The organism is Paenibacillus rubinfantis, assembly GCF_001486505.1.
Lineage (GTDB): Bacteria > Bacillota > Bacilli > Paenibacillales > Paenibacillaceae > Fontibacillus > Fontibacillus rubinfantis.
On record NZ_LN909066.1, the window covers coordinates 17,439 to 34,816 of the forward strand.

At 54.5% G+C, this 17,378-nt stretch carries 16 protein-coding genes; 3 read left to right on the top strand and 13 right to left on the bottom strand.

Annotated features, from left to right (window positions below):
* Positions 1-13: 13 nt before the first annotated feature.
* The 7 genes from BN3277_RS17600 to BN3277_RS17630 all read right to left on the bottom strand — a co-directional run bounded on the left by BN3277_RS17600 (position 14) and on the right by BN3277_RS17630 (position 7,609).
* On the bottom strand, positions 14-856 hold the full coding sequence (locus BN3277_RS17600) for a carbohydrate ABC transporter permease (protein ID WP_059044961.1): 843 nt from the start codon (positions 854-856) through the stop codon (positions 14-16).
* Positions 853-1,815, bottom strand: coding sequence for a carbohydrate ABC transporter permease (locus tag BN3277_RS17605; RefSeq protein ID WP_059044964.1), 963 nt, complete (start codon positions 1,813-1,815; stop codon positions 853-855). Before BN3277_RS17605 ends, BN3277_RS17600 begins: the two co-directional genes overlap by 4 nt.
* A 112-nt stretch (positions 1,816-1,927) precedes the next feature.
* Positions 1,928-4,015 carry an alpha-glucuronidase family glycosyl hydrolase gene (locus BN3277_RS17610; RefSeq protein WP_059044966.1) on the bottom strand — a complete coding sequence of 696 codons (2,088 nt, stop codon included), beginning with the start codon at positions 4,013-4,015 and terminating at the stop codon, positions 1,928-1,930.
* Positions 4,012-4,812, bottom strand: coding sequence for a Nif3-like dinuclear metal center hexameric protein (locus BN3277_RS17615; RefSeq protein WP_059044967.1), 801 nt, complete (start codon positions 4,810-4,812; stop codon positions 4,012-4,014). The genes BN3277_RS17610 and BN3277_RS17615 overlap by 4 nt, the downstream gene beginning before the upstream one ends.
* 83 nt (positions 4,813-4,895) lie before the next feature.
* Positions 4,896-6,209, bottom strand: a complete 1,314-nt coding sequence (locus BN3277_RS17620) for an ABC transporter substrate-binding protein (protein ID WP_059044969.1) — start codon at positions 6,207-6,209, stop codon at positions 4,896-4,898.
* 146 nt (positions 6,210-6,355) lie between these two features.
* Positions 6,356-7,297, bottom strand: coding sequence for a glutaminase A (glsA, locus tag BN3277_RS17625; RefSeq protein ID WP_187380100.1), 942 nt, complete (start codon positions 7,295-7,297; stop codon positions 6,356-6,358).
* A 21-nt stretch (positions 7,298-7,318) separates the two neighbouring features.
* The gene (locus tag BN3277_RS17630) at positions 7,319-7,609 is read right to left on the bottom strand and encodes an alpha/beta-type small acid-soluble spore protein (RefSeq protein WP_059044971.1); all 291 of its coding nucleotides are present in this window, start codon (positions 7,607-7,609) and stop codon (positions 7,319-7,321) included.
* A 145-nt stretch (positions 7,610-7,754) separates the two neighbouring features.
* Between BN3277_RS17630 and BN3277_RS17635 the strand changes: the two genes are divergently transcribed.
* The gene (locus BN3277_RS17635) at positions 7,755-8,627 is read left to right on the top strand and encodes a YitT family protein (protein ID WP_082691515.1); all 873 of its coding nucleotides are present in this window, start codon (positions 7,755-7,757) and stop codon (positions 8,625-8,627) included.
* Positions 8,628-8,634: 7 nt separating this feature from the next.
* Here BN3277_RS17635 and BN3277_RS17640 read toward each other — a convergent pair whose 3' ends face one another.
* Entirely contained in the window at positions 8,635-9,669 is a 1,035-nt protein-coding gene (locus BN3277_RS17640) for an ABC transporter substrate-binding protein (RefSeq protein WP_059044973.1), read from the bottom strand.
* A gap of 189 nt (positions 9,670-9,858) precedes the next feature.
* On the opposite strand from BN3277_RS17640, the gene BN3277_RS17645 reads away from it, so the two are divergent.
* A complete protein-coding gene (locus tag BN3277_RS17645; protein ID WP_059044975.1) occupies positions 9,859-10,839 on the top strand; it encodes a FecCD family ABC transporter permease in 981 nt (326 codons plus the stop codon).
* Positions 10,839-11,888, top strand: coding sequence for a FecCD family ABC transporter permease (locus BN3277_RS17650; RefSeq protein ID WP_059044977.1), 1,050 nt, complete (start codon positions 10,839-10,841; stop codon positions 11,886-11,888). The genes BN3277_RS17645 and BN3277_RS17650 overlap by 1 nt, the downstream gene beginning before the upstream one ends.
* A gap of 353 nt (positions 11,889-12,241) precedes the next feature.
* Here BN3277_RS17650 and BN3277_RS17655 read toward each other — a convergent pair whose 3' ends face one another.
* The 5 genes from BN3277_RS17655 to BN3277_RS17675 form a co-directional block, all read right to left on the bottom strand.
* Positions 12,242-13,027, bottom strand: a complete 786-nt coding sequence (locus tag BN3277_RS17655) for an ABC transporter permease (RefSeq protein ID WP_059044979.1) — start codon at positions 13,025-13,027, stop codon at positions 12,242-12,244.
* Between the two features lie 7 nt (positions 13,028-13,034).
* Positions 13,035-13,838: an ABC transporter permease gene (locus BN3277_RS17660; protein WP_059044981.1), complete on the bottom strand. Its 804-nt coding sequence runs from the start codon at positions 13,836-13,838 to the stop codon at positions 13,035-13,037.
* Positions 13,831-14,883, bottom strand: coding sequence for an ABC transporter ATP-binding protein (locus tag BN3277_RS17665; RefSeq protein WP_059044984.1), 1,053 nt, complete (start codon positions 14,881-14,883; stop codon positions 13,831-13,833). The genes BN3277_RS17660 and BN3277_RS17665 overlap by 8 nt, the downstream gene beginning before the upstream one ends.
* Before the next feature lie 262 nt (positions 14,884-15,145).
* On the bottom strand, positions 15,146-15,838 hold the full coding sequence (locus tag BN3277_RS17670) for a response regulator transcription factor (RefSeq protein WP_059044986.1): 693 nt from the start codon (positions 15,836-15,838) through the stop codon (positions 15,146-15,148).
* On the bottom strand, positions 15,835-17,367 hold the full coding sequence (locus BN3277_RS17675; protein ID WP_082691516.1) for a sensor histidine kinase: 1,533 nt from the start codon (positions 17,365-17,367) through the stop codon (positions 15,835-15,837). The genes BN3277_RS17670 and BN3277_RS17675 overlap by 4 nt, the downstream gene beginning before the upstream one ends.
* Positions 17,368-17,378: the final 11 nt, after the last annotated feature.

Consider the following 17,378-nt stretch of genomic DNA (forward strand, 5'->3'; position numbering starts at 1 on the left):
CCGTTCGCCGTCCTTATCCCTTTATTCCGGTTGTGGCAATCCCCTCGACGAAGTATTTTTGCAAGAACATAAAGATTAAGGTAGCCGGAACGATGGAGACGAGCGACATCGCCAGCAACTGCCCCCATTCTTGGGCCGACTGGGAATCATTAATCATCCGCAGCGCCAGGCTGACCGTATATTTGTCCACCGAATTGAGATACAGCAAGTGTCCGAGGAAATCATCCCAGTTCCACAGGAAGCAGAAGATCATCACCGTTACAATGGCCGGCACCATCAGCGGCATCACGATCCGGAAGTAAATGCCGAACCAGGAGCAGCCGTCGATTTTCGCCGATTCATCCAGCTCCTTCGGTATGCCGCGCACGAACTGAATCAGCAGGAAGACGAAGAACGTCCCGCCCGCGCCGCCCGCCAGCATATGCGGTACGATAAACGGCCAATACGTGTTCACCCAGCCGAGTTGGTGGAACAAGGCGTATTGCGGAATGATCAGCACCTGCCCCGGCATCATCAAGGTGAGCATAAACAAGGAGAACCACAGGTTTTTCAGCGGAAAATTTAATCTGCCAAACCCAAACGCGACCAACGTGCTGGATACCAGCGTCGCCGCGATGACCGCCGCCTCGAGGGCGAAGGTGTTCAGATAGAAATCGGTGAAGGAATGGCCCGGCACCGAATTCCAGCCTTTGACAAAGTTGCTCCATTGCGGGACCGAAGGGAAAATGCCCGGCGAAGCCAGTTCTGCGTTTGTTTTAAGCGACGCCCCGATCCACCAAAGCACCGGATAAACCATCACCAGACTGAATAGGATCATGAAGAAGTGCCGAATCAGCGGCTTCCATTTGAAGGTCATTTGCCTTTTCTCCCTTCCGGTTCCGTTTCATAGAACACCCAGTATTTCGAAGTCCCGGCGATTATCAACGTTGCCACAACGATCATCACCAACATAATCCAGGCCAATGCCGAGGAATAACCCAACTGGTACCGGCTAAACGCCCGTTCGTACAAGTAGAGCGCGTACACATAAGTCGAGTTCATCGGTCCGCCATTCGTGATGACAAACGCCGAGGTGAACATTTGGAATGCGTTGATGACACCCATCACCAGGTTGAAATACAAGACCGGCGACAGCATCGGTAACGTGATGTTGAAGAATTGGCGAACTTTGCCGGCCCCGTCTACGGCGGAAGCTTCGTATAGATCGCCCGGGATTTGCTTCAGCCCTGCCAGGAAAATCACCATCGACGAGCCGAACTGCCAGACCGTCAGCAGAACCAACGTGCTTAACGCCGTATCCGGACTGGTGATCCAGCCTTTGCCTTCGAGGCCAAACGCCCCGATAATTTTGTTGAAGATCCCGTCCACCCCAAAAATATTCCGCCACAGCAGCGATACGGCGATGCTGCCCCCGATCAGCGACGGGAAATAAATCGCCGTGCGGTACAGCCCAATCCCTCGCACCGCCCGGTTCAGCACGATGGCGACAAGCAACGCCGCGATCAGCTTGAGGGGGACCGATGCTAAAACGTACAGGAATGTGACCTTGACCGAAGTAACAAATTTGGAGTCCGCCGTAAAGATCAGTTCGTAATTCTTGGTGCCAACCCAATTGATCGGCTCGAGCAGTGTGTAATCCGTAAATGAATAATATAGCGATAAAATCAGCGGGTACGCGGTCAGCCCTAGAAAACCGAGCAGCCACGGCAAGATAAATAAATAACCGGCGACCGGTGCATTCCATCGTTTCAGGAATTGCCGGCGCTTGTTGATTCCTGGCGCGTCTTTGACAGCTAGGGCCGCGGAACTTTTCATACTAGCTTCACCTCTGCAGTTTCTGAGTGCTTATAACTCAAGTATAGGGCGGGCCCGCGGCCGGTTGTAGAAGAGGAATCCTCGAAATCTTTTAAAATATCACGAAAAAGGATCAATAAATCCGCCGACCCTGCTGATCGGGAATCCCACTTTTGCGGTAGAAATACGTGTTGATTTGATCCCGCCACTCCTTGGCATGCTCTGCTTGTTCAACCAAACGCTCGGCGACCTGCCGATGCAGCGGCTCTGCGATCATGCTGGACAGCCCAGCCCACCGCTCCACCAGCTGTTCGGCTCGTTCCACTCCTTCAAAGTGGGTATCGTAGATATGTTGAATCACGGTCTTGCCCGATTGCAGCACATGCGTGTAAGGCACATGATGGAAGAACAGCAGCAGCTCGTCCGGACAAGTCTCCAGCGATTCGTAACGGCTTTGATTGGGTTCGGCGTATTGCGAGGTATATCCCGTTCCCGTCACTTTCGTCCGGTCAACGCCAATCCCGTGGCAATCCGCAAAATGATACGTCCCCCACATCGAGTATTCATAGCCGTCCACATTCGGGCCGTAATGGTGGTTCGGATTCACCATAAAACCGATGCCCAGCGGTGCCGTATAGCTTTCGTAGATGCTCCAGGAATCCTTGAGAATGCCGCGAATGACCTGAATCACCCGATCGTCGCGACCAAAGACCAGCCGAATCCATTCGTCCGCGATAGCCTCGGCGCTAAGCTCCGGATTCCAGGCCAGCCGCCCGTATCCGTAAAGGTTAGCCTGTGCCAGCAAATGCCCGGTCCAGTTAACGTCGCTGCCGATATTCGAAACGGCGGCGAACCCGCTGTAACGGGAGCCGTGCAGCGTGCCGTCCACGATCCGTTTAACGGTTGAGCCTTCGCCTTTCAGATGGGTGTCGAAGTCCAGCACCTCCTTCCACTGGGGAACGAGGTAGCAGACATGGTGCTGCTGCCCGGTATACTCTTGCGTGACCTGGAACTCGATCATTTGATTCGTCGACGGCATCGCGCCAAGTAACGGCGATACCGGCTCGCGTACCTGAAAGTCGATCGGCCCGTTTTTGACCTGCAGGATGACGTTCGCTTTAAACCGCCCGTCAAGCGGGACGAAATGATCGTAGGCTGCCCGTGCCCGATCCGTCTTGCGATCCCGCCAGTCCTGCTTGCAGTTGTAGACGAAGCAACGCCAGATCACAAGCCCGCCGTAAGGCTCTAGCGCTTCGGCCAGCATGTTTGCGCCATCGGCATGATCCCGCCCATAGGTGAACGGCCCCGGCCGGTTCTCCGAATCCGCCTTCACCAGGAACCCGCCGAAGTCCGGGATCGCCCGGTAAATCTCCACCGCACGTTCGCGCCACCAGGTCGCAACCTCCGGGGCGAGCGGATCGGCGGTAGATAACCCGCCGATTTCCAGCGGGGCGGCGTAATTGATGCTGAGGAACAGCTTAACGCCGTACATGCGGAAGATCTCGGCCACTTTGGCCACATCCGGCAAGAACGTCTCCGTAATCAGCTTCGTTTCGATTTGATGTACATTCACGTTGTTGATGGAGATCGCATTAATCCCCGTCGAAGCCAACAGCCGCGCGTAGTCGCGAATGCGCTCCAGGTTCTGCGTAAATCGGTTATTTTCATAAAAAATTGAAGAACCCGCATACCCCCGCTCAATACTGCCATCGATGTTATCCCATTGATTCAGCATCCGCAGCTCATTTACCGGACGCTCGGCGACATTTAGTCCTTGCAGTGAATGTCCGGTGCCGATGCGGCGCAGCACGTCAAACGCGCCGTACAGCAATCCTGCGGCGCTTCCCGCGCCGATGGCGATCCGCCCAGAATCGGGTTCATGGCGCAGGGCGTAACCTTCCCGCCCCAGGCTCAAGCCGCTCTCCCCTTCCGGGAACACGCCGTCAATGATCGGACTGCGTCCCAGCAGCCCTAGCACAAAACAAGGCGCATCCTCCGTGCGCCTGCGTTCCGAGACGACGGCCACCTCGCGCCCCAGCATCGCGCTTACCCCTCTCGACAACTCGTGAGCTGCCGTTAACGCCGCAGGTTCGTCAGTTCCCTCAACGAGGATCCCGCCAAATCGGTTGAGTTCATCCCGTCTCTCGCCCGGTTCGAGACTGTGATACCGAAGCCAGGCGTCATATCCATTTTCCGCTAATGCAGTTGGTTGTTGGTTCATGGTTTCTCCCCCTGTCCTATCCAATGAAATAATGGCTCATTCTCGATCACATGCACCGGAAGGGATGGAAAAGCAGCGCGAAGCTTACGAGCCAGCCGCTTCATCCCGGGCGCTTCGCTTGGACCGTGGCCCAGAAGAATCATCGCTTTCTCCTTGCCCTGGTAGACAGCGTCGCGCACGTACTCCGGCGCTTCCCATTCCGGGCCTTCGCCGGCGATGATCAAGTCGACCTCCCCCAGCAGCGGGATCGCCAGATCGCCTCCGCCGCGGTAACCCACCAGCACGCCAACCTTCCGGCACCGCATTGCCGGATCCCCCGTGAAACGCACAAACGGGAGATTCAGCTTCCGTTTTACCATGCGGGCCAACTCCTCTAGAGTCATTGCCGGGAGCTCTAGCACCGCTGAAGCAGGGTGGTATTCGCACACCGCCTCCTGCCAGCCGAGCTCCTCGATCAGCCCGGCGGTAATGCCGTCCGGCGTTTCCCGATGGATACCGTCATGGTATCGAATCACCGCAAGGCCAAGTTCCTCCAGCCGACGCAACTTCAGCTGAACGACGGGATCTTCTTTCAGTTGACTCCCGTCCGAGCGATGGCTATAAAACAAGCCCTCATGCGAGATGAGCAAATTGGCCCTCCGCGAAGCCGCCTGTTCCATGGCTGCCTGCGTCGCCATAAACGTGACAGCGATCCCTCCCACTTCCACCTCCGGCCTACCGATGACCAGGCCGTCCACGGTGGGATTTATCGCCCGCACCGGCTTCAACCAATCCAGAACATCTTGAATACGAAGCATCCTCAGGCCTCCCTCCCTTCCCAGGTATAGACTTAAAAATCAGCCCGGAACGGGAATCCGGTTCCGGGCTGGGGTCGAATATCTTATTCGTAAGCCATTGCCGCTTCTTTCAGCTGCTTGTAGGCCTCTTCCGGGGTGATCTTCCCAAAGCTCAGCTGATCGTGCACCAGCGGGAAGTCCTTATCAATGTAGTTCGTCCAGCCTCCCGCACCGGCTGTCCACGTTTGGCCGTCTTTTTCGGTCGCACGGAGCAGCACCATGCCCACCTTGTCGACGTCGCTCATGCTGGATTCCAGCGCTGCCGCGTTATCCTTGTTGACCGGCAAGCCCCGGGACGTCTTCAAGATTTGCGCGACTTCCGGATCATTGACGAACCAATTGATGAACGCTTCTGCTTCAGCCTTATGCTCGGAGTTGTCGGATACCGACAGGTACATCGACGGCTTCAGCCAACCGCCGGCTTCCTCGGCCCGCGGCATTGTCACCAGCGCGTAAGCCCCTTTCTTGATGCTGTCCCATGCGCTGTAATTGTTGGAGAAGCTGTAACGGAACAGAATTTTTCCGGCAACCATTAAGTCCATTTGCGGATCAAATTCTTTGTCGGAGGAGTTGACGTCGGCCGGCGGCACCAAACCTTCGTTGCGAAGCTCCTCAAAATGCTTGGTCCATTCCAGGAAGGACGTTTCATCAATGTTGAACTTCCCGTCTTCCGTGATGACCATACCTTTGCCTTTACTGTATTGATATGCCGAGTACATGAAGTAGTTGGCCGCATAATCCTTCGTGAAATATTGGCCGCTTGGCAGCTTGCCTTTCAGCTCTTTCGCCAACGCGAAGAAATCGTCCCAAGACCAGCCGTTTTCCGGATTTTTGACGCCCAGCTTATCCAGCGCAGCTTTGTCGTAAATCATCCCAAACGCAACGGATCCAAGCGGTATCGCGTATTGCGTGCCGTCCAGTTGCCCGCCGGCGAGCAGTTTCGGATCGATCTTCGACACGTCGACCGCATCCAGTGGCGCGAGCTGCTTGCGGTTTGCCCAATCGGGCGCCCAGCCCGGATCAAGCTGAACGATGTCCGGTGCGTTTTTCGCTGCCGCTTGCGTGGACAGCTTGTCCAAATAACCATCCATCCCCGAGTATTCCGGTTCGAAGGTGATGTTTGGATTGTTTTTCGTATACAAATCTAGGGCAGCCAAGGTCGCTTCATGCCGTTCCTGAGACCCCCACCACATGATCCGCAGCTTCACGGGCTCATTGCCTGAGCCTGTAGCGGTATTGCCTTCCGCCTTCGCTCCCGCCGGCTCTGCCGCATTGTTCTTCCCGCCGCCGCAAGCCGCAAGCGACCCGACCAGGGTAACCGCCACCAGCGCTGTTAGTAAACGCTTCCATTTGAACATTGATAACCCTCCCATTTGAATCGTAAGTATCTGGTTTACAACATTTATAGTAACGACTTCAATTGGAAGTGGGTAGGAGAGCAATGCACGATTTGTTTTAAAATTGCCCGATAATGTGGATCCATCTCAATATACCTCTTCCTTATTTAAAATAGGCTCCAATCCAAGGTTTGCGACAGCCGTTCGATTAACTGGACCCCGGCGATGCTGTTGCCTTTAGGATTTAAAGCCGGTCCCACCACACCGATGCCGTACCGTCCGGGCACCAGGGTCAAGATCCCACCGGAGACGCCGCTTTTAGCCGGCAGACCTGCGCCGATGGCAAACTCACCCGATCCGTTGTACATCCCGCAGGTGACCATAAATGTTTTGGCGATTTGCACATAACGCCGCGGGATCAGCGTTTTACCCGTCGCCGGATCGGCTCCGTCCAAGGCCAGCACTAGCGCCATCCGCGCCAAATCCTTGCAGCAGACCTGAATTGAGCAGTGGCGGAAGTAAATGTCCAGCACCTCCTCCACGCCGCAGCCCAGGATTCCTTTATCCAGCAAAAAATAAGCCATCGACCGGTTTAAATGTCCTGTCTCCGACTCCGAACGGTAAACCTGTTCATCGTAAGCCAAGCCGGAATTACCGGCTAACTCGCGAAAAAATGTCAAAATGCGCTCCGACTTTTCCGCCGCATTCGCCCCCTTGATCATCGAAGAGACCACGATTGCGCCTGCGTTAATCAACGGATTAAACGGAATCGCCGGTTGGGCCAGTTCCAGCTTCATGATGGAATTAAAATTATCGCCGGTCGGCTCCATCCCAACTTTAGAGAAAACGGCGGCTTCCCCATGGTCGATGAGCGCCAGGATCAACGTAAATACCTTCGAAATGCTCTGCATCGTAAACGGAATCTGAGCCTCTCCGGCGGAAATCGATAGCCCTTGAGCACCCAAAAGATAAACTCCGAGCATATCCTGCTTCGCCTTTGACAGCTCCGGAATATACTCCGCCACCGTTCCTGCAGCGCTGGTTCCCCGGCATTCCTCCACCCACTCTTGCAGGTGTTGCTTCAGTTGATCCCACTCGTTCATGACCATGGCGAACCTCCATTCGTAAATTTATGGCTGATCGTTTAAACGTTGTTTGGCTAAGCGAATCATTTCCTTAACCATCGAGCCGCCGATGGCGCCGCCAACCTTGCCGGCTTTCGCCGTTGTCAGGTCGCCGTTATCGCCTTCCCGCAACGTCACGCCCAACGATTGAGCCACTTCATACTTCACATCATCCGGGCGCTCCGGATTAACGTGATATCCCTCGCGCATCATCACTTCCGCCTTAAACCGACTAAGCCGAACCGACGGGTCCGTCTCTAGGCGATAATTCCCGTCGTTCCCATTTGTTTGTACCATGGATATCCCTCGCTTTCAAGTGAGAATTATCCACTAAGATTCCCTTTTCGAGGTGAGATAAGTCATAGTCTGATCCCGTGATAAAAATGATAATTTAAGCCGATAATAATATTTTATAACACTGATACGTAAGGAAGGCATTGACATGAATTTGGACCAGTATCGCCCGATGATCGAAAAACCGCTTCGAGCATCTCTAAAACCCGCGCAGGAGGTTGGCATCATCCTGCTCTCCGCCTTGCTTGTCGCCGCAGGGCTCGATTTGTTCTTGATCCCCCATAAGTTACTGTCCGGGGGCGTAACCGGTGTGGCTTCCATCATTGGATATTTGACCGGATGGAACATCTCGCTCGTCTTTTTTCTGCTTAACGTCCCTCTGATTGTATGGGGATGGAAAGCGGTGGGTCGCCGCTATATCGTACTTAGCTGCATCTCCGTCGTCAGCACCACCTGGTTTATCTCCCTGATTCCCGAGGTTCAAGTCACGAAAGATCCGATTCTGGCAGCGGTGTTTGGCGGAATCATCTCGGCGGCGGGTATCGGGTTTTCACTGCGCGTTGGCGGCTCGACCGGAGGATTTGATATCCTGGGTTCTATCGTCACACGCAAAAAAGACGTTCCCATGGGGAACATCCTCTTTGTGCTGAATGGCCTGGTCATCCTCGCGCTAGGATTTTTTCAAAGCTGGGACCTGGCCCTCTATTCCATGTTGTCGACGTTTGTCAAAGGTAAAGTCGTGGATATGATCCATGTCGGCCACATCAAAGTGACCTGCTTCATCATTACGAAGCGCAAGGAAGAGATGCTTTGCCAGCTGCGCAAGCAGCACCACGGCATCACCTGCCTCCATTCCGAAGGCGGATTCCGCGAAGAGCAGAACTATACTTTGATGACCGTAACAACTCGGTACGAGTTGGCGGCCGTCCGCAAAGCGGTGGTTGATACCGACCCTCACGCGTTTATGAACGTGGTGCAATCCATCGAAATTGTCGGACGTTTTGCCAGACCGGTCAAATAATCATTACCTACTCAAGCTCATAGATTTTGAACAGCTCGTCAAGCAACAGATTGGCTGCTTTGATGCCACCGGCGGTATTCCAAATCGCATCGTCCACCTTATAGGTCTTTCCGTTCTTCACGACGTTCAGGTTTTTCCAGAGCGGATCGTTGGTCCAGTCCGTTTCGGTCTGATTGGCTTTACCGTCACCCGTTTCATAGGTGAAATAGAATAAACGGTCGGCATCCACCTCAGGCAGTCGCTCTTTGGTGATCTCATCAACAAAGGTATCTTTGGCGTTCAGTGTCATTTGATTTCTAGCGATACCCAGCTGTTCAAAAATAATACCGGAGAACGTGTTCGTATGATAAACCCGCGTTTTGCCGTCCATGAACCGCACCACCGATACGGTTTCTTTCAGCTTATCGCCAGCTTTGGCCTTAAAGTCCGCAATCCGAGCATCGAAGTCACCCAACAGCTCATTGCCTTTATCGGTAAGTCCCAACGCTTCCGCATAGAGCTTGAAGTTGTTCATCCAATTCCCCCGAAGGTCCTCGGACATCACCGTTGGAGCGATCGCTTGCAATTGCTCGTATACCTTTTCCTGGCGCATCTTGTTGCCGATGATGAGGTCAGGTTGCAGACCGGCGATCAGCTCCAAGTTCGGCTGACTTTCCTCGCCAACGACCGTAACTCCCTCCATCTCGTCTTGAATGTGCGGATACCAAGGATCTCCCGTCCAGGAGCGAACCGCTCCAACCGGCTTGATCCCGAGGGCCAACAGGGCTTCCGTGCCTTCATTGGTCAATACCACGACTTTCTGTGGAGTTCCTTCGATTTCGGTCTCTCCCATGGCATGTTTAACGACCCGTTTGCCATCGGCCGCCGTTGGATTCCCTTCCTTTTGATTCTCCGCCGCCGCACTGCCGTTCGTTTCGGTCTTACTGGAATTCCCCTGATTACCGCCCTTTCCGCAGCCCGAGATAACCAGCACCAGCGCTAGTACAACGATAGCCCACCAAGCGGCACGACCGCGATAAGCGTTGTTGCGAGTATGATTCATGATTCATGCTCCCCTCAAAATGATCTGTTTGCTTTCGCTGATAATGATTATCATCTTCACGAATATAGGGCATGACCCTTGCTCTTGTCAATACATTAAGAATGATTCTCAACCTCATTGACAGTCTCTTCCCCATCTTCTAAGATTTAATGGGCATTATATTTGATTTGGAAAGTGGGAATCGACCTCATGAAAGGTTTCGGCTTGTTGATTTGCGCTTTGGCGTTGGCTGCAGCGCTTGTATGCAGCATCAGCTTCGGCGTGACGGACATCCCGTTCCCTACAGTCTGGGAATCCTTCGTCCACCCGAATGGCAGCAATGAGCACCTGCTCATTCAAACGGCTCGCGTGCCGCGTGCATTTATCGCTGCTGCCGTTGGCGCTTGCCTCGCTGTAGCGGGCGCGCTGATGCAAGTAATCACCCGGAATCCGATCGCTTCACCCAGCACGCTGGGCGTCAATTCCGGGGCCGCTTTCTTTATCATCCTCGCATCCGGATGGCTAGGCTTGTCGGGGATGCAAGCCTTAACCTGGGTTGCCTTGATCGGGGCGGCACTTAGCGGTGCGGTGGTTTTCCTTTTGGGAAGCCTCGGTCGGGACGGCATGACACCGCTAAAAATTACATTAGCCGGCGCTTCGATGGCGGCCTTCTTCTACTCGTTAACCCAAGGGTTGATGTTGTCCGACGGCAAGATGTTCGACCAGGTGCTCGTCTGGCTGGTTGGCTCAGTGGCAGGTCGGGGAACGGACCAACTCCTGAATGTGCTTCCCTACATGGGGGGCGGGATCGCCATCGCCCAGTTGCTAGCCCGGCAGCTTAACGTGCTGGCCATGGGAGATACCGTGGCCCAAGGGCTTGGCCAACGGACAGGCCTGATTAAGACGTTAGCCGCCGCCGCCGTAATTCTTCTAGCCGGAGGCTCTGTAGCCGTGGCTGGGCCGATCGCCTTCGTCGGCATCATTATCCCGCATATTATCCGCCATTTCGTCGGAACGGATCACCGCTGGATTTTGCCGTATTGCGCTTTGACCGGAGCCTTGCTGCTCGTCTCGGCCGACCTCGGCTCCCGATATATCGCCATGCCGAAGGAAATTCCGGTTGGCGTCATGACCGCGATCTTGGGCGTCCCGTTCTTCGTTTACATCGCTAGGAAAGGGGTGAAGAACTGATGGCCAAATCCGGAAAACCACCTTTGTTCAGCGCCAACTCCTCCCTGCAGGCGAAAAGGAAAAGAACCTTATGGATTTGCCTGCTGTTGTCCGTCCTCTGTCTGGGGATGATGGTCATCAGTGTAGGGATCAGCAGTCAATACCTCCCTCCCCTAACCGTGTTAAAAGCCTTATTCGGTATGGCCGAACCGGGGGAACAAGTTATCGTAGTAAATCTCCGCCTGCCGCGCATTTTAGTAGCCGTGCTGGTCGGTGCCTCCTTGGCCGTTGCCGGGGCGATTTTGCAAGGCGTCATTAGCAATCCGCTTGCTTCGCCTGACGTTGCAGGGATTACCGAAGGGGCTTCGCTGGGTGCGATCCTGTTTATCTACCTGTTCCAGGGTACGATTTCGATTCACTGGATGCCGCTGGCATCGATTCTCGGCGCGTTCCTCGTGACGGCGTTGTTGTATGTATTGGCTTGGAAAAAAGGGGCGTCCCCGCTGCGCATTATCCTCATCGGCATCGGCGTCTCCGCCGCGATCAAGTCGCTGTCGTTTATGCTGATCATCTCCGGACCGATGCAGCTAGCCAACCAGTCGCTCACGTTTATGACCGGCAGCATTTATGGCGTCTCCTGGGATAATGACGTGTTGACGCTGCTGCCTTGGACGGCCGTGCTGCTGGTCTTGACCTGGCTGCAAGCCCGCCAGGTGAACATCCAAGCTTTGGGCGACGATATCGCCACCAGCGTGGGCTCCCGCGTCCAGCTGCAGCGCCTGCTGCTGATCGCGCTTAGCGTGTCGCTGGCCGGTGCCGCGGTAGCGATCGGCGGCGCGATCGCGTTTATCGGGCTGATGGCGCCGCATATGGCCCGTCGGTTGACCGGGCCGTCCTTCTCCGGCGTCCTCCCGGTCAGCGCGCTGATTGGCGCATTGATCCTGCTTGTGGCGGATCTGGTTGCGCGAACCGCTTTTTTGCCGCGGGACGTGCCTGCCGGCGTGTTAACCGCGGCTATCGGAGCACCGTTCTTTATGGTGCTGCTGTATCGCAACCGCAACCGGTTCTGATCTAGGTCCATGCCGGTGTGGCTACCTTTGCCCTCTACAGGGGATTTCCTTCGCCTACTCCGCTTGCAGGGCGACTTCCCTGCCTGCTTCTTGAAGGCCAACGCAAAAGTGCATCTCAAAACACGCCAAATCTATGATTTAACGTAGGTGAGATGCAAAAGTACATTTGAATTTGGAGGTTTTCCGCCAATCCGCTCCAAATGGCGAAATTTAACTGCAGATTTACATTTAGTTCGCGCGTAGAGCCCCGATTCTGCGCAAATGAACTGCACTTTTGCATTTGAAGCGAGGAACGAGAACCAACAAAAGCCGGCGCCCCTCAGGGACGCCGGCTTTATTAATAAATATGTGGTCTATGACCCCGCGCCCCGGTACCGCTTCACGCCGTAGTTCCAAGACGTCAGTCCGATCGCCAGGAATACGAGGCCTACCAGCGGGGTGAGCCAGGCCATTTGCCGCATCTCCTCGCGCTCCAGGAACAGCGAAGCCGGATAGACGCCAACGAAAGCAAACGGCAAAATCCAAGTCAGCAGCACTTGAATCGCCCGGTTGTAAATCGTCACCGGGTACCGTCCATACCCCTGAACATTGTACATCAACGGCAAGATGCCGGTTGGTGCATCCGAGTAGAACGATAAGGACGTTAACGTCGTATAGATGCCCGTATAGATCGCAACCGCGCTTAGCGTAAATAGCAGCAGCGCAGGAATCGTCCACCATTCGAAGCTAAGCCCCAACTGGCCGCCGCTGATCACCATGATGATCCCCCCGATGATCGAGCCAACAAGCGCCGGCGGATCGACGTTTTCCAGGAAGATCTGGAACAGATTATACGCCGGACGGGTCATAATCCGGTCCATCTCCCCTTTCACGATATACCGCTCGCTGAAGTTCCACAGGTTGACAAAGCAGCTGAACACGCCAAACGGCACCATAAAGAAGCCATAAACAAACACCACTTCGCTTTCGCTCCAGCCACCAAGGCTGTTGGTGTGCATAAAGATCACAAAGATAAAAATCAGGTTGGTCGCCTGAAACAACAGGTCGGAAATGACCTCCACCCAAAAGTCAGCGCGGTAGGTCATCCGGGTTTTCATGTAATTTTTCAAATATTCGCCCATGAGGCCCAAGTAGTACATACTCCCCTTAACCCCCTTGCACGAACAGCCGTTTCCGCGAAGCGCGGTACAGCCCAATCATCGGAATGAGCAGAATGACGAACCAGATGACCTGAATGCCCAGCACGTTCCAAATCGAAGCACCTTGAATCCGGCCGGTGAACACCGAACCCGGCAAGTAGGTAATCGCCTGAAACGGCAAGAACGACATAATGCCGCCAAGCCAGCCAGGAAACAAGCTGATCGGAATAATCAGACCCGAGAACAGATCGACGACAACCCGTTTCATGCGCATAAAGCCCTCGTTATTCTCCACAAAAAAAGACATCAATCCCGTGATCACGTTCAGCTGTGAATTGATCAGGAAGCTGAAGAACAGCATCACCAGGAAGCCTGCCCAAGCGCTCGCCTCGTTCGGCAGCTTGACAGGAAACAGCAGCATGGCGATCGCCATGCCGGGAACCATCAGCATGATGAAGCGGAACATGCCTTCACCGAAGCCTTGCATCATTTTGACGATAAGGTAGTTATAAGGGCGAATGAACTGTATGGCGATACTTCCGTCCCGGATATCGGTTGAAATTTCGCGGTCCAGGTTGTTGAAATAAAACGCCCGGGCCATCCAGGAGACCGCCAGATAAGTCGTCATCTGCGAGGCAGTAAAGCCACCAAGCTCGCCTCCGCTGCCGTAGATCGCTTTCCACGTAAAATAGTAAACTCCAATGTTCAACGAATAGATCAAGATGCCCGAATAATAGTTCACTCGATATGCCAGCATCGTCAAAAAACGGATGCGGATAAAATCGAGGTACGCTCCCCACTGGTTAGACATGGATAACCGCACCTTCTTTGCTCTCCGCGTCCGTGTCCGCCGGTTTGTCCGCCGAACCGGATTGGTAGATGCTGCGAACGATCTCATCCGTATTGGTTTCGATGATTTTGATATCCGTGATGTCCGCTTGGCCAACGACCTGTCCCAGCACCTCGGAAACCCCGATGTCCCGCGGGATCCAGACCTTGGCGTTCAGGTCGTTTTCCGCCGTCCAAATGACAGGCAATGCGCCCGTCCAGCCCCGCAATTGATCGAGCTTAGTGGCCGTCCCAAACTGGAACAACACTTCCTTGCCCGTCCCCCAGCGGTCCTTCAGCTCTTCTAAACCGCCGTCGTAAATGATCCGGCCGTCGTCGAGCATGATGACGCGGGAGCAGAGCGCCTCAATGTCCTGCAGATCATGCGTCGTCAACAGGATCGTCGTGCCGTGCTCGCGATTCATATCCTTGAGAAAATCGCGGATTTCCGATTTCACGACGATGTCTAGACCAATTGTTGGCTCGTCCAGGAAGACGATCGACGGGTTATGCAGCAGCGCCGCGACCAGCTCGCAACGCATCCGTTGACCTAGGCTCAGCTTCCGCACCGGGCGGTTCAGCAGCTCCTGCAGTTGGAGGCGCTCCACCAGTTCGTCCAGCCGTTTCTTGTATTCGTCCTGCGGCACGCGGTAAACCTTGCGCAGCAGCTCAAACGACTCGATCACGCCGATATCCCACCAGAGCTGGCTGCGCTGGCCGAAGACGACGCCGATATGCTGCACGAACTTCTCGCGCTCGGCATAGGGCACGAAACCGCCGACCTTCAAATGGCCCGACGTCGGCACCAGGATGCCGGTGAGCATTTTGATCGTCGTCGATTTGCCGGCCCCGTTCTCGCCGATATAGCCGCAGATCTCCCCTTCCGGAATCTGAAACGAAATATCTTTCACGGCGGCCACTTCGTTGTATTCCCGCTTAAATAAATCAAGAAAGGCCCCTTTGAGGCCTTCGCGGTTTTTCTGCACCTTAAATGTCTTGCGCAAATCGCGCACTTCAATGGCAGCCATGGGTATCCCTCGCTTTGATTTCAAATATGAGTCCGCTAAAAATTATATAGTAACTTCCATCAAAGCACCACCCCTTGGACGCGAGTTTTTGAAGTCCAAGAGCGGCGACCGATCGGAACCCTTGGGCGTGGCGCTTTTCCGCATTATCCCTTTGGATCAGAGAGCAAGAGAGCTCCCCATCCGTATCCAGATAGGGGTTATTGTTCCCTTAACGAAAGGGATAATCGTGTAAAAGACCCGGAGGAGGAAAGGCTCCCACAAGCTATAAATTAAAGCGATAACCAACGCCCCAGATCGTTTCGATATACTGCGGCTGCGACGGATCCCGCTCGATTTTCTCCCTAAGCTTGCTGATGTAGACGGTGACGGAAGCCAAATCACCCAGCGAATCCATCCCCCATATTCTCTCGAACAAGTCATCCTTTGAAAACACCCGGTTCGGATGCATCGCCAAAAACAGCAGTAAATCGTATTCTTTGCCCGTCAGCGTAAGCTCGGTGCCGTTCACCCACACCTTCCGCGACATTTTGTCGATGTGCAAACCGCGCAGATGCAGCTCGTCACGGTTAGCCGGGCGGGATTGGTTCGTGAGCCGCTCATACCGGGCCAAATGCGCCTTAATGCGAGCCATCAGCTCCCCCACGCTAAACGGCTTGCTAATATAATCGTCAGCGCCTAAGCCCAGACCGCGGATTTTATCGATATCTTCCTTTTTGGCCGAGACCATCAGGATCGGAATCTCCTTGGCTTCGCGCACTTGCTTGCAGATCTCGTAGCCGTCCACACCCGGCAGCATCAGGTCGAGCACAAGCAGGTCATATGGCTCCGAAAGCGCAAGCCGTAACCCCTCTTCCCCGTTCGCGGCAATATCCGCCGCATACCCGCTCGCCTGCAAATAATCCCGCTCCACCTCCGCGATCACGGGATCGTCTTCGATAATTAAGATCCGTTTCATCTCACTTCACCACCCGTTCGGGGATGTGTTGGCTTGTGTCTTGGCAGCGTAAAAGAGATCGTCGTCCCCACACCGATCTGGCTGTCTGCCCGCACGCTGCCGCCGTGCGCTTCGATGATCTGCCGAACGATAGCCAAGCCCAGACCGCTGCCGCCGCGGCCGCTCTGGCTGCTCCGTGAAGCTTCAGCGCGGTAGAACCGCTCGAACACCTTCGGCAGTGCGTCCGCGTCGATCCCAGCTCCGTTGTCCCGAAGGCGAACGAGCACTTCGCTTGGATTCGCTTCAAGCTCCAGGGTCAATCGTTTCTCCGTCTTATTCATATAATGCAAACTGTTGTCGGCAATATTCATGAGCACGCGTTTGAGCTTATCCCGGTCGGCATCGACGTAAAGAAGGGGTTCCGCGCTAGAGATAAATTCGATTTGCACCTCTGCGTAGCGGGGGTCCGCCTTCCATTCCTCACTGCAGCTCTGCAGAAAACGAATGAGATCCACCGGTTCAAAATCAAACGGCAGACGTTTCAAATCCAGCTTGGAAAACAGGAACAGCTCCTCGATCATCCGGTCCATATCGTCCGCTTTTTGCCCGATCATAGCAATGTATTTGTCCCGCTTCTCCTCCGTATCGGCTACGCGATCACGAAGCCCTTCAACGCAGGCTTTGATCCCGGTGATAGGCGTTTTCAAATCATGGGAAATATTCGACAGCATCTCCTTCCGATTCTCCTCGTATTGGAGTTGCAAATGAATCGAGTGATTTAGCCGTTCGCGCATCTCCTCGAAAGCCTCTCCCACTTCGCCGAATTCATCCTTACGTTGCATCAGGAGCGGACGGTCCAGTTCGCCTTCCTTGATGCGTTCCGCCGCATGTTTAAGCGTATATAAGGGGCGAAGGATGCTGCGGGACACGAAAAACGTCAGCACCAGGTTGGTGAATGCCACAATCAGCAGCAGCGAAAAAAACATCAACGGCATAAACCGCGACATTTTGCCCAGCAACGGATTTAAATCGGATAAGAGGTAGAGGGTTCCGGCGCTCTGATCGTCAAAGGTGAAATCCACACGTTCCGCGGTATAACGTCCGGCAATTTCCGGTTCCCGGTTCATCATCCATTTCGCATGGCTTCCCTCCTGTTCCGCATCAACTTGGGCCAGTTCCGCTTCCAAGCCTTGTTGCTCCACATCGGCGGGAGCATACGTGACCTCACCGTTTCGAACGACCACGAGTCCGGCTTGAAGTCCTTGAAGCTTCCCCCCCGTTTCAGCCAGAAACTTCGGGTTCGCGAGCAGCTCCGGATCCTGTTCAGCGACGAACTTGACGCCATTCATCAGCCGTTCGCGCTCGTTGATTTTCTCCCAAAATTCCGATAAGGCGTGCCCATGGAACTGGAAGCCGTCTCTCCCATTGGTCGTGGAATCGCCCGGGCCGAAGAATACCCGCGTCAGCACCATAGCGATCATCATCGTCAGGAGAATAGGGATCAATACCATCGCAATATAGGATAAAATCAGTCTTAATCGGATCGTCATCGGCGTCCGTT